General features: G+C 27.0%; 13 protein-coding genes and 1 pseudogene. 3 read left to right on the top strand and 11 right to left on the bottom strand.

The window, feature by feature from the left end:
* Positions 1–19 precede the first annotated feature (19 nt).
* Both ACYUDJ_RS00070 and ACYUDJ_RS00065 read right to left on the bottom strand, forming a co-directional pair.
* The gene (locus tag ACYUDJ_RS00070; protein WP_043031833.1) at positions 20–2,338 is read right to left on the bottom strand and encodes an AAA family ATPase; all 2,319 of its coding nucleotides are present in this window, start codon (positions 2,336–2,338) and stop codon (positions 20–22) included.
* Positions 2,339–2,696: 358 nt separating this feature from the next.
* Positions 2,697–3,896: an iron-containing alcohol dehydrogenase gene (locus tag ACYUDJ_RS00065; RefSeq protein ID WP_043031832.1), complete on the bottom strand. Its 1,200-nt coding sequence runs from the start codon at positions 3,894–3,896 to the stop codon at positions 2,697–2,699.
* 1,127 nt (positions 3,897–5,023) lie between these two features.
* On the opposite strand from ACYUDJ_RS00065, the gene ACYUDJ_RS00060 reads away from it, so the two are divergent.
* Positions 5,024–5,431 carry a hypothetical protein gene (locus ACYUDJ_RS00060; RefSeq protein WP_003486607.1) on the top strand — a complete coding sequence of 136 codons (408 nt, stop codon included), beginning with the start codon at positions 5,024–5,026 and terminating at the stop codon, positions 5,429–5,431.
* A 20-nt stretch (positions 5,432–5,451) separates the two neighbouring features.
* Here the strand turns inward: ACYUDJ_RS00060 and ACYUDJ_RS00055 are convergent, their stop codons facing one another.
* Positions 5,452–6,015, bottom strand: a complete 564-nt coding sequence (locus tag ACYUDJ_RS00055) for a ferritin family protein (protein WP_042385202.1) — start codon at positions 6,013–6,015, stop codon at positions 5,452–5,454.
* A 249-nt stretch (positions 6,016–6,264) separates the two neighbouring features.
* Between ACYUDJ_RS00055 and spoVB the strand changes: the two genes are divergently transcribed.
* Entirely contained in the window at positions 6,265–7,770 is a 1,506-nt protein-coding gene (gene spoVB, locus ACYUDJ_RS00050; protein WP_003486610.1) for a stage V sporulation protein B, read from the top strand.
* Between the two features lie 35 nt (positions 7,771–7,805).
* Here spoVB and ACYUDJ_RS00045 read toward each other — a convergent pair whose 3' ends face one another.
* Both ACYUDJ_RS00045 and ACYUDJ_RS00040 read right to left on the bottom strand, forming a co-directional pair.
* The gene (locus ACYUDJ_RS00045; RefSeq protein ID WP_003486612.1) at positions 7,806–9,413 is read right to left on the bottom strand and encodes a putative polysaccharide biosynthesis protein; all 1,608 of its coding nucleotides are present in this window, start codon (positions 9,411–9,413) and stop codon (positions 7,806–7,808) included.
* A gap of 31 nt (positions 9,414–9,444) precedes the next feature.
* On the bottom strand, positions 9,445–10,398 hold the full coding sequence (locus ACYUDJ_RS00040; RefSeq protein WP_003486616.1) for an RluA family pseudouridine synthase: 954 nt from the start codon (positions 10,396–10,398) through the stop codon (positions 9,445–9,447).
* A gap of 448 nt (positions 10,399–10,846) precedes the next feature.
* Here ACYUDJ_RS00040 and ACYUDJ_RS00035 point away from each other — a divergent pair, with 448 nt between their 5' ends.
* Complete coding sequence (locus tag ACYUDJ_RS00035; RefSeq protein ID WP_139814317.1) at positions 10,847–11,650, top strand: hypothetical protein; 804 nt, start codon at positions 10,847–10,849, stop codon at positions 11,648–11,650.
* Between the two features lie 318 nt (positions 11,651–11,968).
* Here ACYUDJ_RS00035 and ACYUDJ_RS00030 read toward each other — a convergent pair whose 3' ends face one another.
* From ACYUDJ_RS00030 to ACYUDJ_RS00005, 6 genes and pseudogenes are all read right to left on the bottom strand, one after another.
* Positions 11,969–12,076: a hypothetical protein gene (locus ACYUDJ_RS00030; protein WP_231701362.1), complete on the bottom strand. Its 108-nt coding sequence runs from the start codon at positions 12,074–12,076 to the stop codon at positions 11,969–11,971.
* Between the two features lies 1 nt (position 12,077).
* Complete coding sequence (locus tag ACYUDJ_RS00025; protein ID WP_242651484.1) at positions 12,078–12,245, bottom strand: hypothetical protein; 168 nt, start codon at positions 12,243–12,245, stop codon at positions 12,078–12,080.
* A gap of 104 nt (positions 12,246–12,349) precedes the next feature.
* On the bottom strand, positions 12,350–13,528 hold the full coding sequence (locus tag ACYUDJ_RS00020) for a M20 metallopeptidase family protein (protein ID WP_003486622.1): 1,179 nt from the start codon (positions 13,526–13,528) through the stop codon (positions 12,350–12,352).
* A gap of 87 nt (positions 13,529–13,615) precedes the next feature.
* Complete coding sequence (locus ACYUDJ_RS00015; RefSeq protein WP_003486623.1) at positions 13,616–15,859, bottom strand: cell division protein FtsA; 2,244 nt, start codon at positions 15,857–15,859, stop codon at positions 13,616–13,618.
* 204 nt (positions 15,860–16,063) lie between these two features.
* Positions 16,064–16,366: a hypothetical protein gene (locus ACYUDJ_RS00010; RefSeq protein ID WP_003486626.1), complete on the bottom strand. Its 303-nt coding sequence runs from the start codon at positions 16,364–16,366 to the stop codon at positions 16,064–16,066.
* 340 nt (positions 16,367–16,706) lie between these two features.
* Positions 16,707–16,998 (bottom strand): annotated as a pseudogene (locus ACYUDJ_RS00005) (ATP-dependent helicase); the annotation flags it as partial.

Here is a 16,998-nt window from a genome sequence, read left to right as displayed (position 1 = left end):
ATTTTATAGTCTTATACTTTTATAGTTTTATATTTCTGTATTTTTTGTATTTTTTATTATATTTTTTCAGTTCTTTTTCTATCTCTGTTATTAATTCATTAAATCTGAAACTCTTTTCTCCTAAAAGTATTTTTACTGCATCCTCTAAAGTTTCCATAGTATATATAGCAAACTCTCTTTTTTTTATGGCTTCTTCCACTTCTTTGTTTAATACTAAGTTTTCTTTATTTGATTCTGGTATTAATATCCCCTTATCCTTTATATCTTTTTTATATCTACATACTTCATAAAATCCTTCTATTTTTTCATTTACACCACCTATAGGTTGAACCTGACCAAATTGATTTATTGATCCCGTAACTGCTATACTTTGTGTTACAGGTATATTACTTAGAGCAGATAACATAGCTATGGCCTCTGCTACAGAAGCGCTATCTCCATCCACTTTTCCATATATCTGTTCAAAACTCAAATGGAAATCTACTGGCAATGTATCATATTTCCCTATTATACTATTTATATATCCCTTTAAAGTACTTATAGCTTTGTTGTGTATATTTCCACTTAAATTACTTTCCTTTTGAATATCTATAATATCTCCATTACCTTTATAACAACAGCAAGTTATTTTAATAGGTCTTCCAAAACTTGCATATCCTAAATCTATTACAGATAGACCATTTACTTGCCCAACTTTACTTCCTTTTATGTCTATAAATATTCTTTCTTTTTCATACCCTTCCATAACTTCTTTTTCTATTTCCTCTTTTTCATAAGCTACAAATTGTATATCTTCTTTTGTTATAATATCTCTATTTTCAATACTAGTTTTGTTATCAGCTTGTATTAATAATCTATCTATCTCATAATTATCAAAATAAAATTTATTTTTATTTTCAGCTTTTCTTGATAAATATTTGCATACTTCTTTTACAGCCTCTTCATTTATATTTTTCAAATTTTCATTTTCGCATATATTATATATATTTTTACAAATCCATTCTTTACTCTTACTATTTATATCCACTATTTTATTATATTCTGATTTTAACTTAAATATCTTTTTAAAATCTTCATCATAATTATAAAGTAAATTATAGGTTTCATAATCTCCTATAATTATTACCTTTAATTTAGTGTTTATCGGTTCCGGTTTTAAACCTCCTAAAGATAATAGTTCTAGATATCCTTTATTATAATCAAAATCTATCTTATCATTCATAAGAGCTTTCTTTAAATAAAAATAAGCTGAGCCATTTGTAAACAAACTATTAGCTCTTATAATTAGGCAACCCTCATTAGCTTTTAAAAGTGATCCTGCTTTAATTAAACTAGCATCTGTATAATACACCCCATTTTTATTTTCATATTCTATGCTTCCAACTAAATTATTTACTGAGGGACTTTCTTCAAATATAACTAAAGGACTCTTGTTTAAAGTATTATCCACTATTACATTTACTTTATATTTATATATACCCTGTGCTATAAATTCTTGATCTTCTTCATAGTTTGAAGTGTAATTTTCTATTAATTCATTTTCTATATTTCTGCAAACACTATTTAAAAAATCTAGGGCTTGAATACTATCCTCAAACTCCATTCTGTATTCTTCCTTTAAACTTTTCATTTCCATTTCAAAATAAGTCTTCATTATATCTTTTAGTTCTTCTAATCCTTCCATCTCCATATCAGCTAATATTTCTAAAGAAGCTTCTGCCTTTTCTTTTAATTTAGATACTTTTGCTAATATCTCTTCTTTGTCTTCTTTATTCAAATCTTCATATTCACTTTCACTTAGAGCCTCACCCTCCTTTATGGGCATAAAAACAAAGCCAGATACACCCGTTTTTATTTCAAACCCTTCTTGTTTTGACTCCTCTATAAGTTCATTTACTATTTCATGCCTTTTTCTCTCCATGCTCTCTAAAATAATTTCTTTTTCTTTATTGGAAGATTTATTATAAAAATCATATATACATTCATTATATTCTGTTTGAATATCTTCTAATTTTTCTTTTAATATTTTCCCTTTGCCATTTTCTAAATATATACTATAAGGGTATCTTTCTTCCTCTAAAACTACATAGCAAATATCCTTTGGCTTACTTTTTTTCTCTAACTTTTGACTTATAAAATTTATTATACTATCTAATTTTTCTTTAGAAAAATCATCTACTAAGTATAAATTGTATCCTGGTTTATCTATATCTAAAGCAATATTTATCTTTTCATATATAGAGTTATATTCTGGAGTATACTTTTGGGTTTTATCTATATTGATATCATTAAGTTCCACATTATATAATAAATCCTTTGACTCTATTTTTCTTAGCATGTTTCACTCCCCCTTTTAGTCATTAATATATTAATATTCATTAAGGTTTACTTTAGTAACTAAAGAGGTTTATATTTTCATAATAAAAAATATAAAATTAAGTTTCCTTGTTAATATTCCTTTATATATAGTATTACCTATATTAAATATAAGTTCTTAATACTATTTTTTCTTAAATAATAAAACTACCTATTAGAGATGATTCTTATTTTAAGAAGGCTTAATATAAATGAGAGCACATTTATATTTCATTGTTTTCCATATTAATCATCTTTTAGGTAGTTTTATTTTAAATTAATTTTTTTGCTTTTATATACAATATATAAAAGCTTTTCTACGGTTATTATCTATATTAAATTTAAAGAGAATTTCTAAATATATTACTAACAACTTTTTTATCTGCATCTATTGGGGCCATACTTAACAATAAGTCTAGGCTTGGTGTTTCAAAAGCTAACTTTGTCAATTTTTCCACATCACTTTCCTTAAATCCTAAGTCTGTTAATTTTTCTGTAATACCTATACTATATAACCATCTTTCTATACCTTTAGCTGCTATTTCAGCCTCTCCTGGATTTCCTTCCAATCCACAAACTATTGGTGATAAAATATCTGCTAAAACTTCAGATACTGATGGATATATTTCCTTTATTACAGCAGGTAATAATATTCCTAATCCTAACCCATGAGATAAATCTGGTTTTACTGCACTTAATGGATGTTCTAAAGCATGAGTAAAATGAAGCAATCCATTATCAAAACATATACCTGCAATTAAAGAAGCATATGTTAAATAATATCTAGCTGTTAAATCCCCTGGATGTTGTAATGCCTGAGGCAAATATCTAGAAACCACTCTTACTGTTTCCTTTGCTAATAATATGGTATATGGACTTGCTACTTTACTTGTGGATGCCTCTACTACGTGATTTATAGCATCCACTGATACATAGCAAGTTTGATGCACTGGTAGCTTAACCATAAGTTGTGGGTCATCTATAGCATATAGAGGATATATACAATCATAGGCTATAGCTGGCTTGTATTCTTTTTCTGGAATACTAACTACTGCAAATCTATCTCCTTCTGTACCTGTTCCATGAGTTAAATTTATTGCAATAACCGGAACTGCTTTTTCTGGAGTAAATTTAAATTCATATATATCCCTTGCGGTTTTATCTTTATATTCTAGAAGTATTGCTGCACTCTTAGCTGCATCTATAGGACTTCCTCCTCCTATGCCAATTACCGCCTTTGCACCTAATTCATTTCCCATTCTGGCAGCCTCGTCTACTTGATCTGCAGTTGGATTTGGTGTAACTTCATTATATAAAATGTAGGCTATGTTTTCCTTTTCCAAAGCTTTTTCAACATAATCCCAAGCTCCAGTTTTTTTATAAGCTCCTCTTCCAGTAACAATAAGTACCTTGTCTATACTCATTTTTTTCAAATTAGATATTATATCATATATTTTTTCTATTGCTCCTATCCCTAAATAAACAGTGGTTTTAAATCTTATCTCTCTTATCTCATTTATAGTAATTTTAGATTCCCACATTTATAAATACCCCCTTAAATATATATAAGATTCCATAAATAATGTAAATAAATCATCATATTTATATTATAGTTATTTTTTTAACGAATTACAACAGCTTTTATAACTATCCCAAAACATTATAAGGGAATTTTTTCAAATTCAAACTCTTACATCTGTTAATTCAGGGCATTTCTCTGATCATACATTATATATTTAAAATCATTATTCATATTTAATTAATATCCTTTTAACAACTTGTAGATATTTGTGATTATATTATTACATATTTTTAAGTTTAATTAATTTGGATAACCAATTTTATCCTTGTATCAATTATAATTATTTTCTTTATATTAAATTACTTATATAAAAAGCCAAATTACTTTTATTATTTAAGTAATTTGGCTTTTTATTCTTATATATATTAAAGAAGAACATATCTAAGACTTATAAGTACATATGTTATAAACACTGCTGTACCACTTAATAGAAGAGCTATAAAAACTCTACGCAAGGCGTAGTTATTACTACCCACAAAACCACATCCTATTTTTTTCTTTTCACTATACTTTATAATTATAATAATATATATATGCTTTGTAATCAAACTAAATAATTGCTAAATTTTCTTAAAATTGCACAATAAAATTGATTATATATTAATATGCTATTATTTTAACATTTTTTTCTCTGGATTTCTCCTTATTTTTATATAGAATAATATTAATATTCGTTCATTTTCTAAGCTTTCAATAACTTTTCTCTTTTTTAAAGACCAATATAAATATGAATTATAACTTTCATTAACATTTAAAATATCAAATTCCAATTTAAGACTTAATAAAAAGAAGAGGTCATCTGAAAATTAAATCTACTTTGAATCAATCTCTTCATAAGTTAATAAATTTACATCAACAGCATCTAAATCTATAGGTGCACAACTTATTTATTGTATCGTTATAATATTTATGGTAATACTATTTATAGTATTATCAATAAAATTATTATATAATTAGTAGTTTTCCTACATGCCAATGGGGTTCAAATTAAATTATTTTAAATTTACCAATACTATGTTATAATATACATAAAATTATAGCAATTATTTATTATTTTAAATACATATTAGTAAAGGAGTTATACTTATGGGTTTTAAAGAAAAACTTGGATCATACTACACAGAAGCATATCTAAAAAAATATGGAGATAGAATTACTCAAGTTCAAGGTAATGTAATTTCAGCTAAGGTTGAAAAAAAATCTATACTTTGGATTCTTAATAAAATTACAGTAATTTTACTTGTAAAACCTGAAAGAAGTAAAAATGTTATCAAATGTACTTATATAAAGAAAAAGTGGTTTAAAAAACCTGAATTTATAAATGTATCCCAGGGAAATTTTATACTTGTACAAGGTTTAAAGGGTAAAAAAGGGAAAGAAAACCGAGAATCTATTGAAATAATAAATGTTAGAAATATGACTACAAAGAAAGATTTAATACCTATGGAAGGTAATATACAAAAGGTAAAAAAAGTACAAAGAATTAAAAAATAGAACTTAGCTTTAACTAAGTTCTATTTTTCATTTATTATATGTATATGATCTATCTCCACATTTTTTAAAGCCTCAAAAACTATATGTAAGGTTTTTGAATTAATATCTTTACCATATTTATTGTAATAATTAACAGCATGTTCTTCCCTTTTTTGGGCCATTTCTAATAGTATACTATCATTATCATATTTATCATAATTTATTTTAGTAAGTTTAGGCATTTCTCTTATTCTTGCTAAATTTTTATGAACCATAGCATGACCATATTCTATATTAGCCAAAGCCTTAAATAATTTTGATACTTTTTCATTTTTAGCTAATTCTGAAGCTTTCTTATAAAAATCCCCATTAAATACTTCCAATTTTACGGCATGATCTAATATTTTAAACACTTCTCCATTTAACTCTTTCTCTTCTAGTCTATATATAAATTTTTCCTCACTTAAATATTTTATAGGGGCTCCACATATAGGACAAAATTTTATAGAATCAGTAGTATTTTTATCTAAAAAAGCTTCCTTATTTAAATTATAATTTCTTTCATTTATTTCTATACCACAAATGTTACAAAACAACTTTTGCATAACTTCCCCTCCTATGATTAATTGTTCTATATAATATGTCATAAAGCTATTAAAGATTATACACCTAGAATAAACTCCCAACTTTATTATACAGTATAACATAACTGTATTAAAAGCAAAAAAATTTTTTGCTTCTTTTAAAGATTATCCTTTTATAACTTTCTTATTTAGTATTCAGTAGAATATATTTGAAGTTTTCCTCATATTTATTTAGTGTTAGTATTTTACAGGAGTTGAAATATATTTTTTATGCTTACAAAAAGAAGTACTTTTTTTAAAGAGTCCCTTACATTAATAGTTTCTAATTTAACTACTGGGGTTTGTGCTTTTACTTTTTCTATACTTATTTCTAATAAACTTGGTGCTGAAGGTATGGGACTTTACGGACTAATTATGCCTATTTATGATTTATTCACTTGCCTTATAAACGGTGGTATGACTGCAGCTATATCTAGAAATTGTGCTATTTATTTTGGTAAAAATGATTTTGGCAATTTACATAAAACCGTAGAATCTACCCTAACCTTTGATGCTATATGGGCCATAATTGTGGTATGTTTTGTTTTTATTAATTCTTCTTACATAAGTTCTAATATAATAAAAGACACTAGATCTCTTAAGGCTTTGAGGGTTATATGCCCTGCTATGATTTTTATTGCTTTATCTGCTATATTAAAAGGATATTTTTACTCCATATCAACTGCTAAAGTACCTGCTATCATAGATATAGTAGAAAAAGGCCTTAGAATTGTTGTATTTTCCCTTATAATTTATTCCTTTAATATTTCTTCAGTATCTGGAACTGTAACTACAGCTTATACTACTCTTACTATAGGGGAACTTGTAAGTTTAATTTTTCTATATTTTTTTTATATAAAAAATAAATTGAAATTTAAATTTAGCTATAATGAATCTGAGGATAGTCTACAGCTTCTCTTTAACGTACTTATAGTATCTTTGCCCTTATGCTTAAACGGTTTTTTAACTACGGGTTTATATACATTATCAACCCTTATAATACCAAGAAGGTTACTAAGTGCTGGAATTAATTACAGAGAAGCTTTATCATTGATGGGAAAATTTTCAAACATGGCCTTGTCTATTCCTTTATTCCCTTCAATAATATTAACCTCTATTTGTACTATATTAATACCTGACTTATCTGAGAGTATGAGTAAAGGTAACTACTTTTCTATGGAAAATAGAATAGAAAAAATTATAAAAATAGCCCTAATATTAAGTTTAAGCACCTTATGCGTTTGTGCTGCTATACCTAATGAATTAGGTTTCATGTTTTTTAATAGAAAAGACCTAGGAAATTATATAAAGTTTTTATCCTTTTCTACTCCCTTTGTATATGTTTCTATTATAAGCTATGCTATATTAAACGGTATAGGGAAGCAGAAAATACTTTTAAAAAACTCAATAATTGTAGCTGTAGAGGATTTGATACTTTTATATATGCTAACAGGTTTGTCTTTTATAAATATATACGGCTATGGTATAACCTTAATAATAACCTCTATAACCTCTATAGTACTAAACTTTGAAGAAATAAAAAAACATTGTTTTATAAAAATAGACCTACATGAAAAATTCATATATGCTTTATGCACAATTTTAGTATATCTTATATTAAATCTATTAAATAATATAATATCATTACAAAATATTTATATAAGAAATATTTTAATAATACTTTCTGGATTCTTCTTAATGTTTATCCTTATAAATATTACAAATAAAAAACATTAGATTAGCAAGAAAACTCCTTGCCAATCTAATGTTTTTTATCTTATTCTTTTTCTAACAAACTTAGGTATAAACTTTATTAATTTAGAAGGCATTCTATCTAAATCTTTTTTTCTTATGCCACCTATTAATATCAATGAATAAGCATATATAAATACTCCTAGTATTACAGCTGCCAAAGTTCCAATTGCATTAGCTATATAAACTCTTTTAAGTAAAAACTCTATAAAATAACTAACTAAATTATGAAAAGGCACTATTATAAATCCCATTATTTGTGCAGCTATAAAGGGCTTTATCGCAGGAGTTATGATATTAAATTTAACCTTTAAAGATTTTTTAATCATTCTATGATTTAATATAATAGGTACCAAAAATCCAATAGCGCTACCATATATAGCACCTTTTATATTTATATTTGGTTGTGCTATTAATAAATAATTTGTGAATATTTTAAAACATATTCCAATCAGAGAATATAATGTAGCAGCATAAAGTTTCCCTATACTTTGAAGTATAGTAGTTTGTATCTGAGCTACAGCCATCAAAACTAAAACTATAACACCATATCTCATTATTTCTACACCGCCACCTATATGAAGCATTTTATATATAGGATCTGCTAAAAATCCTAATCCTACAGCAGCTGGTATTGCAATTAAAAAACAAGATCTAAAAGCATAATTTATGTTGCTTTTAACCTGTTTTTTATCCCCTTTAGCTGCAGCCCCTGCTATAACAGGAAGTACCGCCATAGATAATGAACTTATTATAGCTATAGGTACATTTATAAACTGTTGATACTTGGCTAAATATCCATAAAGTACGGTGGCATTAACTTCATTAAATCCAGCTACCATTAGTCTGGCCTTAGTGTTATATACATCTATCAAAGCTCCTGCTGAATTCATACCTACGCACAATGTTATAGGCAATCCATAATGTATAATTTTTTTCATCAAATAAACTACACTATATTTTTCATCTTTTATGTTACTTTTATCCTTTACTTTTATAGCCCCATTTTTTTTATGACAATACATCAAAAACAAAGCTGAAGCTAAAGCTCCTAATGAAGTCCCAATAGTACCTCCTGCACAACCTGCTTCCAATCCATATTTTATAAATATTGCTGCAAACAATAAGGAAAATATTACATTTATAAGCTGTTCTATAACTTGAGATATAGCAGTAGGTGTCATATTACCCATACCTTGAAAATATCCTCTATAAGCAGAAGCAACAGAGGTAAATAAAATAGATGGTGCTAAAGCCAATACTGATAATTGGGCTTTTGGGTACCCTATACGCTTAGATAGAAAACCTGATGCACAAACGGTAAACAGGGCCATTGCAAATCCTAAAAATAACAACATATATCTTGCAAGTCTAAAAGACTTTAGAGCATCTTTATAATTTTCTGTTGCTATAAGCTCTGATACAAGCTTAGATATGGCTACAGGTATACCAGAATTAGTTAAAATAAATATAAATGTAAAAATTTGATAAGCAGCCATATAAATACCATACCCTTGATCTGTAAGTATATTTATTAATGCTGGTATGTAAATTAAAGAAAAAACCTTTGCCAGCATTCCAGCTATGGATAATATGGCAAATCCTTTAGTTACTGATTGCTTTTTCATAATGTACTCCCCATCCCATACTTATATATTATTAAAACTTAAACACATCTTTTTTTATTTTCTTAAAAATCGGTGGTAAAGTTTCTGCTATGGTTTTGTTTTTCATATATTCCAAATTTCCCATAGTGTCTCTAAATATAAGTTTATAGGAATATAAATATTGATAACTTAATCCATACTTATTGTGGAAGAAACTATTTAATTTTTTATCTCCATATTTAGAATCCCCTATTATAGGATTTCCTAAATGACTTAAATGCGCTCTAAGTTGGTGGCTTCTTCCTGTTAAAAGCTCTATTTCTATGAAGGAAAAAGACCCACAGGTCTGAATAGTTTTGACCTCCATAGCTATTTTTTTAGTATTAGGTTTTGGTTCATTATATATTTTAGACATATTAGTATCTTGATTTTTAGATATATAAGCCTCATAAATACCATCTTTAATTCTCCCCTTTACTAAAGAAGAATAATATTTTTCTATTTTTCTATCTCTTATCATTTCATTTAGAGTTTTTAGTGATTCATAATTTTTACCAAATATAACTATACCAGAAGTATTTCTATCTAATCTATTGCAAGGTGCTGGTGTAAAAGTAACCTCTAGTTCTGGAGTGTAATCCCCTTTATCGTAAAGATAAGACAGCACATAGTCTGTTAAAGTAGGCTCTCCTTCTTTCTTATCTGAATGAACTAAAACTCCTGGCCACTTTTCTACCAATACCATATTTTCATCTTCATAGGTAATCTTAAGATTATTATCTATTCTAACAAACTTCTTTTTTTCTCCCTTAGATTTCACATTGAATGACTCTACTATATCTCCTTCTTCCAAGAAGTTCTTTTCCTTAGATTTTTTACCGTTAACCTTTATTTCACCTTTTCTTATAGCTTTATATATAGCACTCAAAGGTACATCCTTTAACCACTTTCTGCAAAACTTATCTAATCTTTGTCCCGCTTCATTTGCGCCTATTACTATTTTCATGAAAACACTCCTTACAGTACAACTTTATTATTTGTATATTGTGCATCCTTATAAATTCTATGTGGTTCTACTTCATATATTACCTTAAATACACATTTCCCTTATAAATTATGTAATTTTTGCTTATATTGCATATACTAACAACTTATTATATATTACTATTATATTTTTATCAAGTAAATACCCTCTTATTCCAAACTGAATACCTATTCATATCACATTAAATATAATCCACATGATGCTACTATATATTTAATGTTATAATCCATAAAATTAATATTTTGTATAAATTATCTTGAATTTACTTTTTGTGTATGATACTATACATTTATCAATCAGTTAGTTTAAACTAACTGATACTTTCTAATCGTTTAGCTACAAGGGAGGTTTTATAATTAGTCTATTATAAAAATTTTTTATATTAAAAATAACAATAAAGTATGTTAATTTGAAGGGAGCAATTTTTATGAAAAAGTTTAATACAAAAATTATCAGTGTTACACTTGCATCTTTAATATCACTTACTACAAGTGTTCCTGCTTTTGGAGCTACATACAATAAACCTCCATCATTAGAAGGAATTTCAACTATTGAAAAAATTAATTCAAACAATAAATTCGCAGAAAATTCAAGGGAGAATATAAATTTTATTGAAATAACAGATAATTATCTTGAATATACTGAACTTAGAAATGATGGAATGTATAAAATTAAAGAAAATATTAATGGCACTGATGTTTCTAGTAAAGTATATAAAATGGTTAATGGAAAAGAAATATTATATTCGAGTATTTCTTCCCATTTAGAAGGACAAGCTGTCAAAAGTACAGAATATAATTATATTAATGGTAAAACTGAAACGTCAACTCTAAAAGCAGAAATATCAGAGAATAAAACAGTTGAAGAAAACCAATTATTATCAAGAAGCACATACAAAAAATATATTCGTACAGATAGATACGGAGTAAGCTTAGTAGGTAAAAGAGTTTCAGTTGGTGCTGCAGCTGCTGCTATAGTAGCAGTTACACCTTATGTTGGAATTTCTGTAGCAGCTAAAATAATAACCACAGCTATAGTCACTGGAACTGGCGGAGGAGTTGCTTCTTTACCGAATTATTTATATGTTACAAGCAACGTATATAGAACAAAGAGTTCTGTTGGAAAATATTATACTAGATATGAAAACACTTACTATCTTGATTCAAAAAGAACTCAACGTGTAGGAAGCTGGACATTTAGTAAAAGGGGATAACAATTATGAAAAATAATATGACATCCAAGCAAATAATACTATGGACAATTCTTATAATAATCTTACAGATATTTTTAAGTTTAATTTTTTCTAAACTTTTTAAAACTAATTGGAGTTTTAAGAACACTTTTTGTAATATATCCTCTCTTGTATTTTGGATTGTATATATTATTGTAAATATAATAATATGGAAGATGACAAAAAGGTAAGGAGAAAATACTTACCTTTTCATATCTATTGTTTATTATATAAGTACTGTAATATTGCATTAGATATAACGTTATTAACAATGTATTTTTTTATTATAAATAGTAATATTTAATTTATTGCTTTTTTAACACCTTCAGTTAAACCATTTACTATTTTTACTTTATATTCTTCAGTATTTAAAAGCCTATCCTCTTTAGCATTTGACGAAAATCCCATCTCAACTAAAACTACCGGAACATTTGGCCAGTTGAACCCAGTCATATCCTCTCTCTACTACACCTCTATTGTTCATATTAGCTGATGCTACCATTTCTTTAAGAATTATATCTCCATATTTTCTGCTTAATTTATTAATTTCTGAAACATATCCCCTTTTAGATGGCATAAGCATAGAAGCTCCCTCAGCCCCTCCACCATCTTTAATCTTTTTTTCACATTATTTTCACAACCTATTTAAAATTTAATTCAACTTTTCTTACTAACCTTATATTATGAATTTAAAATATCAAAAGCAGCCCTGCAATGAAGTGCCACTCCTAATGGTAAGGAATCTTCGTCCACATCAAATAAACTACTATGGGCAGGATGCACTATGCCCTTTTCTTCATTCCTACAACCTAAATAATAGAATATTGAAGGCTTTTCCATGGAAAAATAAGCAAAACTTTCAACTCCCATGCTTGGCTCTTCTAACATCTCTATCTTATCTTCTCCTATTACACCCTTTGCAGAATTTATAAAACTATTTAGCATTTCATCATTATTATAAAGGCAAGGATAACTCTCCTCTATATCTATTTCACATTCACCTCTCATAGCTTTACATATACCATCTACTATTTCAACCAATCTTTTTTTAACATATTCTCTATGTTCAGTTTTCATAACTCTTATAATACCAGATAATACAACCTCCTCTGGTATTATATTTTGAGCTGTACCACCATGGATAGTTCCTATGGTTAACACCCCTGGATCTGTAGGAGGTAATTCTCTACTTACTATGTTTTGAAGAGCCACCACCACATTACTAGCTATAATTATAGGATCTACAGAATTATTAGGTCTAGCTCCATGGGATCCCTTTCCTTTTATTTTTATGGTAAAGGGATTTGAAGCTGCATTTACTACTCCCCTTCTTAATCCTATCTTTCCTGTTTCTATTTTTTCCTCCATATGAAGACCTATAATAGCATCTACTTCCGGTTCTTTAAGAACCCCTTCTTTTATCATAATTCTAGCTCCACCAGTAGTCTCTTCTGCAGGTTCAAATAATAATTTTATATTCCCATTTAATTTATCCTTTATAGAATTTAAAACCTTAGCAGTACCTAAAAGTATGGCAGTATGAGCATCATGTCCACATGCATGCATTTTACCTTCCATTTTTGATGAATAATTACAAATATTTTTTTCTTGAAGTGGAAGAGCATCCATATCACCTCTTATAGCTACAGTTTTAGATCCCCTCCCTCTTATTATGGCACAAACTCCTGTACCTGCTGTGTCATAAAATTCTATATCTTCGTTTTTTAAAAATTCTTTCACTTTTTCACAGGTTCTAAAAAGATCATAATCTAATTCTGGATGTTTATGAAAATCTCTTCTTAATTTTATAACTTCATTTTTTATATCTAAAGCTTCCTTTAAAAAATTTATCTCTCCCATATTTACCTCCAGTTATTTAAGTAATACAATTGAATATTTTATCTTTTATTTATAAAATATATATTTGTATTTAAACTCTGTTTATACCTATTCCCATTTTATTTCTATTGAATCTCCATCCTTTAAATCATCATAATACCCCGCACTCTTACCGTTTAAAAGAAGAACTAGCTTTCCTTTAGCTACAGATAGATCAAACTCCACATAATTAAATATATCCACAAAAATATATTTGTCTTTATCTTTAAGAATAATCTCCTCGTTATTTACTCTAACTTTTATACCTGTTTCCTTAATATTTAAATTTTCTGTTTCTATTTTTTCTTCTTTATTGTCTTCTTCATTCTCTATATATTCTTTTGTTAAAGCAGCCTCTTTTTCACCTAATGCTTCACTTTGTAAATCTTTGCTCTTTAAGTCATTATCCTTACTCTGTGTATAATTATTTTCTATTTCTTCCTGAATACTTGTTTCATCATTTGTTTTAATTATTTCTTTTTCTACCACATTTAATTCATTATTTTTTTCAGTTATTTCTTTTTCATCCGCTTTATTTTTTTCAGAATTTTCTTCTTTATTTTTTTCTATTTCATCTCTTAGTTTATATATTCTATCTCCTTCTTTTATTATGTAATCTTCCTTAAGTTCTTCTCCATTTAAATAATATTTATAGTCCTTTAAATTTTCATAATACTCCTTATAATGGCCTAGAGTTTCAGGGAAGAAAATTTTAACATTATCCCCTTCTTTAATTATATAATTTACATCTTTTTTATCACCATTTACAAAAGCTAAAGGAGTTAAATTTTCTATAATATCATTTATAAAGAAAGTTGTAGAGTATACTTTCTTTATATAATCCTTTAAGGTTGGCTTTGAATCCTCACCATTTTTAGCAAATTCAATTTCTATTTTATCTCCTTCTTTTATATTATCTTCAACAGAGGCTTTTACTCCATTAATTTTTATTAATGCATTGGTAGCTAATGTTCCAAATGCCATTCTTTTTATATTATTTAATGTAAATCTTATACTTTTACCATTCCTACCTAACAAAACCTTAGGATTTATACCTGCCTGAAGCATTACATCCATGACTGTATGTTTATGGGAATTAAAAAGACTTATTATGCTTCCATTTAACATTACGTCTATAAAATCATTTCCTAATCTTCTTATAGATATTAAACCTATTCCTAGAACTGTCACTCCTTCGCTACCAAATTTATTATTCTCAATACTACAATCTATAACCGCATCTCTATCCTTTATAGCAGCTCTTTCTAAAGGCATATTAAGTTTTTCACATAAAAATTCTTTCAAAAGGGGTGTATGAGCACCTCCTCCTACTAAAAATATAGCATTAGGTGATTTCTCTCCATTTATTTCAATTATTTTGTTTCCTATTTCCTCTGATATCTTCTTAACTACTGGTTCTATAACTTTTTTTACATCCTTTGATGGAATTTTATTAGTTAGTCCTAAAACATCTATATATTCTACGGACTCTGATTCTGAGCATTGTTTTTTTATTTTTTCTGCCGCTTCAAAATCCACTAAAAAGTTTTGAACAATAGCTTCCGTTACTTCATCACCTGCTAAAGAAACCATTCCAAAGGCTGTTATACTATCTCTGCTACATATAGCTATATCTGAAGTTCCTGCACCTACATCTATTAGAGCTAAATTTAAAAGTCTTAATTTTTTAGGAATAGCAGCCTCCATGGCAGCTATAGGCTCTAAAGTTAAGCTATCTACTATAAGCCCTACTTTTTTCATAACAGAATAAAGGCTATCTATAACATATCTTGGAAGAAAAGTTGCTATAACCTCTGCTGCTATTTTTTCTCCCTTTTGTAATAATAAGTTTCCTATAACATAATCATTTAAATAATAATTCTTAACGGTATATCCTACACAATAAAGTTTTCCACCAGATTTTTTACTTACTTCTTCCTCTGCCTTTTTTACTGATGTAAGCTCCAAACTTCTTATAGTATCCTTATCTATTTCCTTTTCATTATCCATATTTAATTCAGATTTCGCAGTATATGTTTTTAAAAATCTTCCTGCGGCTGCAATAGAAACTTTATTTAATTCTATACCTATCTTTTTTTCTAAATTTCTTTTTACTTTTATTACAGCATTAGCTACTAAAGAAACGTCATGAATTTGACCATCTATCATAGCCCTTTCTTCATGTTCTACATAACTTTCTTCTATAACATGAAATTTCTTATCTCTTACTACTCCCACTGCTCCTAAAATTGAGCGAGTTCCTATATCCAAAGCGAATACTATATTCTGTTTGTCAAGATGATTTTTCTCCATAGTATACTACCTCTTTTTCTTAATTTAAAAGCTCATATTCTTTAATTTTTAGAATATGAGCTTAATAAAATTATATAATATTATATTCAAAGATTCAACAAAAGCAACTTTTTTAAAACACCCATATGTGTACATAATAATATCCTGACTTTGCATTTAAGTTATTATTTATATAAAAAAGTACTTAAAAATATACTATATTTCTTATTGTTCTACTAAAGTTATTACACCATTATTAGCATTTATATAAGGTAAATTTTTTACAATATCACAAATACATTTTTTTGTTTCTTTACCCTTTTGTTCTATGTCCATTTCCGTTACTTTATTAAAACATAGCATATGACACCAAAAATCAACGAAATCATCTCTAGTTATAAATTCTGTTCCATTCTCTGTTTTTACTATGAATCCTGTTTTAAAACTTTCAAGAATTTCTAAATTTTCTATTTCATTATGATCTAAAATGCTGCATACGTCATCCCACATTTTTTTAAAATGAATCATGATTTTTTCCTCCTTAAACTTAAATGCTTTTAATTTTCGTCATATTTTTCAAATATAGTATACCACATTTTCCTTTTATGTCAAACATATTAAAGTCTATAAAAGCATTTAATATATATTATTATATATTTTTTTATGCATTTTTCTATTGAAAAGGTTGTAAATCCTTCGATTTAATATAAATATTCTACTTATATTTATATTATTTAATCTATGTAAGTGAAATTTTCAATAGAATTCAATTCATTTTATCAGGTTTTCCTTATATTATTATGTGTATAATATAAAATTTGTTACCTATATATTTAGAATATAAGTTTATTTATTACTAATAATATTTCTATGATACACTTTTCTTTTTAATAATATTACTCTTAGTTATAACATTTCTATCAAATTTTCTTTTAGTTCCATCTAAAAATCCTATCTCCACATAATTTTCCCCTTGATTTTCAATGATTCCTTCACCAAACACCTTATGAATAACTCTTTCTTTTCCTTTAAAATAATCATTTTCTAATAACTCTTTATCTAACTTGCATTCCTTTATAAAATTAGAGGTTTCTTTATTCTTCCCCCTTATAACCTTTGGTACAGTTAAATATAAGTTTTCTTTTGCCCTTGTAATACCT

The sequence above is a fragment of the Clostridium sp. CTA-6 genome, assembly GCF_054768115.1.
Note: the sequence above shows the minus strand (reverse complement) of the source record. Positions and strands in the feature narration are given on the sequence as shown.

Excerpts from the sequence above, each read along its gene's own strand:
- ACYUDJ_RS00070 (WP_043031833.1), bottom strand. The coding sequence starts at position 2,338 with ATGCTAAGAAAAATAGAGTCAAAGGATTTATTATATAATGTGGAACTT.
- ACYUDJ_RS00065 (WP_043031832.1), bottom strand. The coding sequence starts at position 3,896 with ATGTGGGAATCTAAAATTACTATAAATGAGATAAGAGAGATAAGATTT.
- ACYUDJ_RS00060 (WP_003486607.1), top strand. The coding sequence starts at position 5,024 with ATGGGTTTTAAAGAAAAACTTGGATCATACTACACAGAAGCATATCTA.
- ACYUDJ_RS00055 (WP_042385202.1), bottom strand. The coding sequence starts at position 6,015 with ATGCAAAAGTTGTTTTGTAACATTTGTGGTATAGAAATAAATGAAAGA.
- spoVB (WP_003486610.1), top strand. The coding sequence starts at position 6,265 with ATGCTTACAAAAAGAAGTACTTTTTTTAAAGAGTCCCTTACATTAATA.
- ACYUDJ_RS00045 (WP_003486612.1), bottom strand. The coding sequence starts at position 9,413 with ATGAAAAAGCAATCAGTAACTAAAGGATTTGCCATATTATCCATAGCT.
- ACYUDJ_RS00040 (WP_003486616.1), bottom strand. The coding sequence starts at position 10,398 with ATGAAAATAGTAATAGGCGCAAATGAAGCGGGACAAAGATTAGATAAG.
- ACYUDJ_RS00030 (WP_231701362.1), bottom strand. The coding sequence starts at position 12,076 with ATGGGATTTTCGTCAAATGCTAAAGAGGATAGGCTTTTAAATACTGAA.
- ACYUDJ_RS00025 (WP_242651484.1), bottom strand. The coding sequence starts at position 12,245 with ATGCCATCTAAAAGGGGATATGTTTCAGAAATTAATAAATTAAGCAGA.
- ACYUDJ_RS00020 (WP_003486622.1), bottom strand. The coding sequence starts at position 13,528 with ATGGGAGAGATAAATTTTTTAAAGGAAGCTTTAGATATAAAAAATGAA.
- ACYUDJ_RS00015 (WP_003486623.1), bottom strand. The coding sequence starts at position 15,859 with ATGGAGAAAAATCATCTTGACAAACAGAATATAGTATTCGCTTTGGAT.
- ACYUDJ_RS00010 (WP_003486626.1), bottom strand. The coding sequence starts at position 16,366 with ATGATTCATTTTAAAAAAATGTGGGATGACGTATGCAGCATTTTAGAT.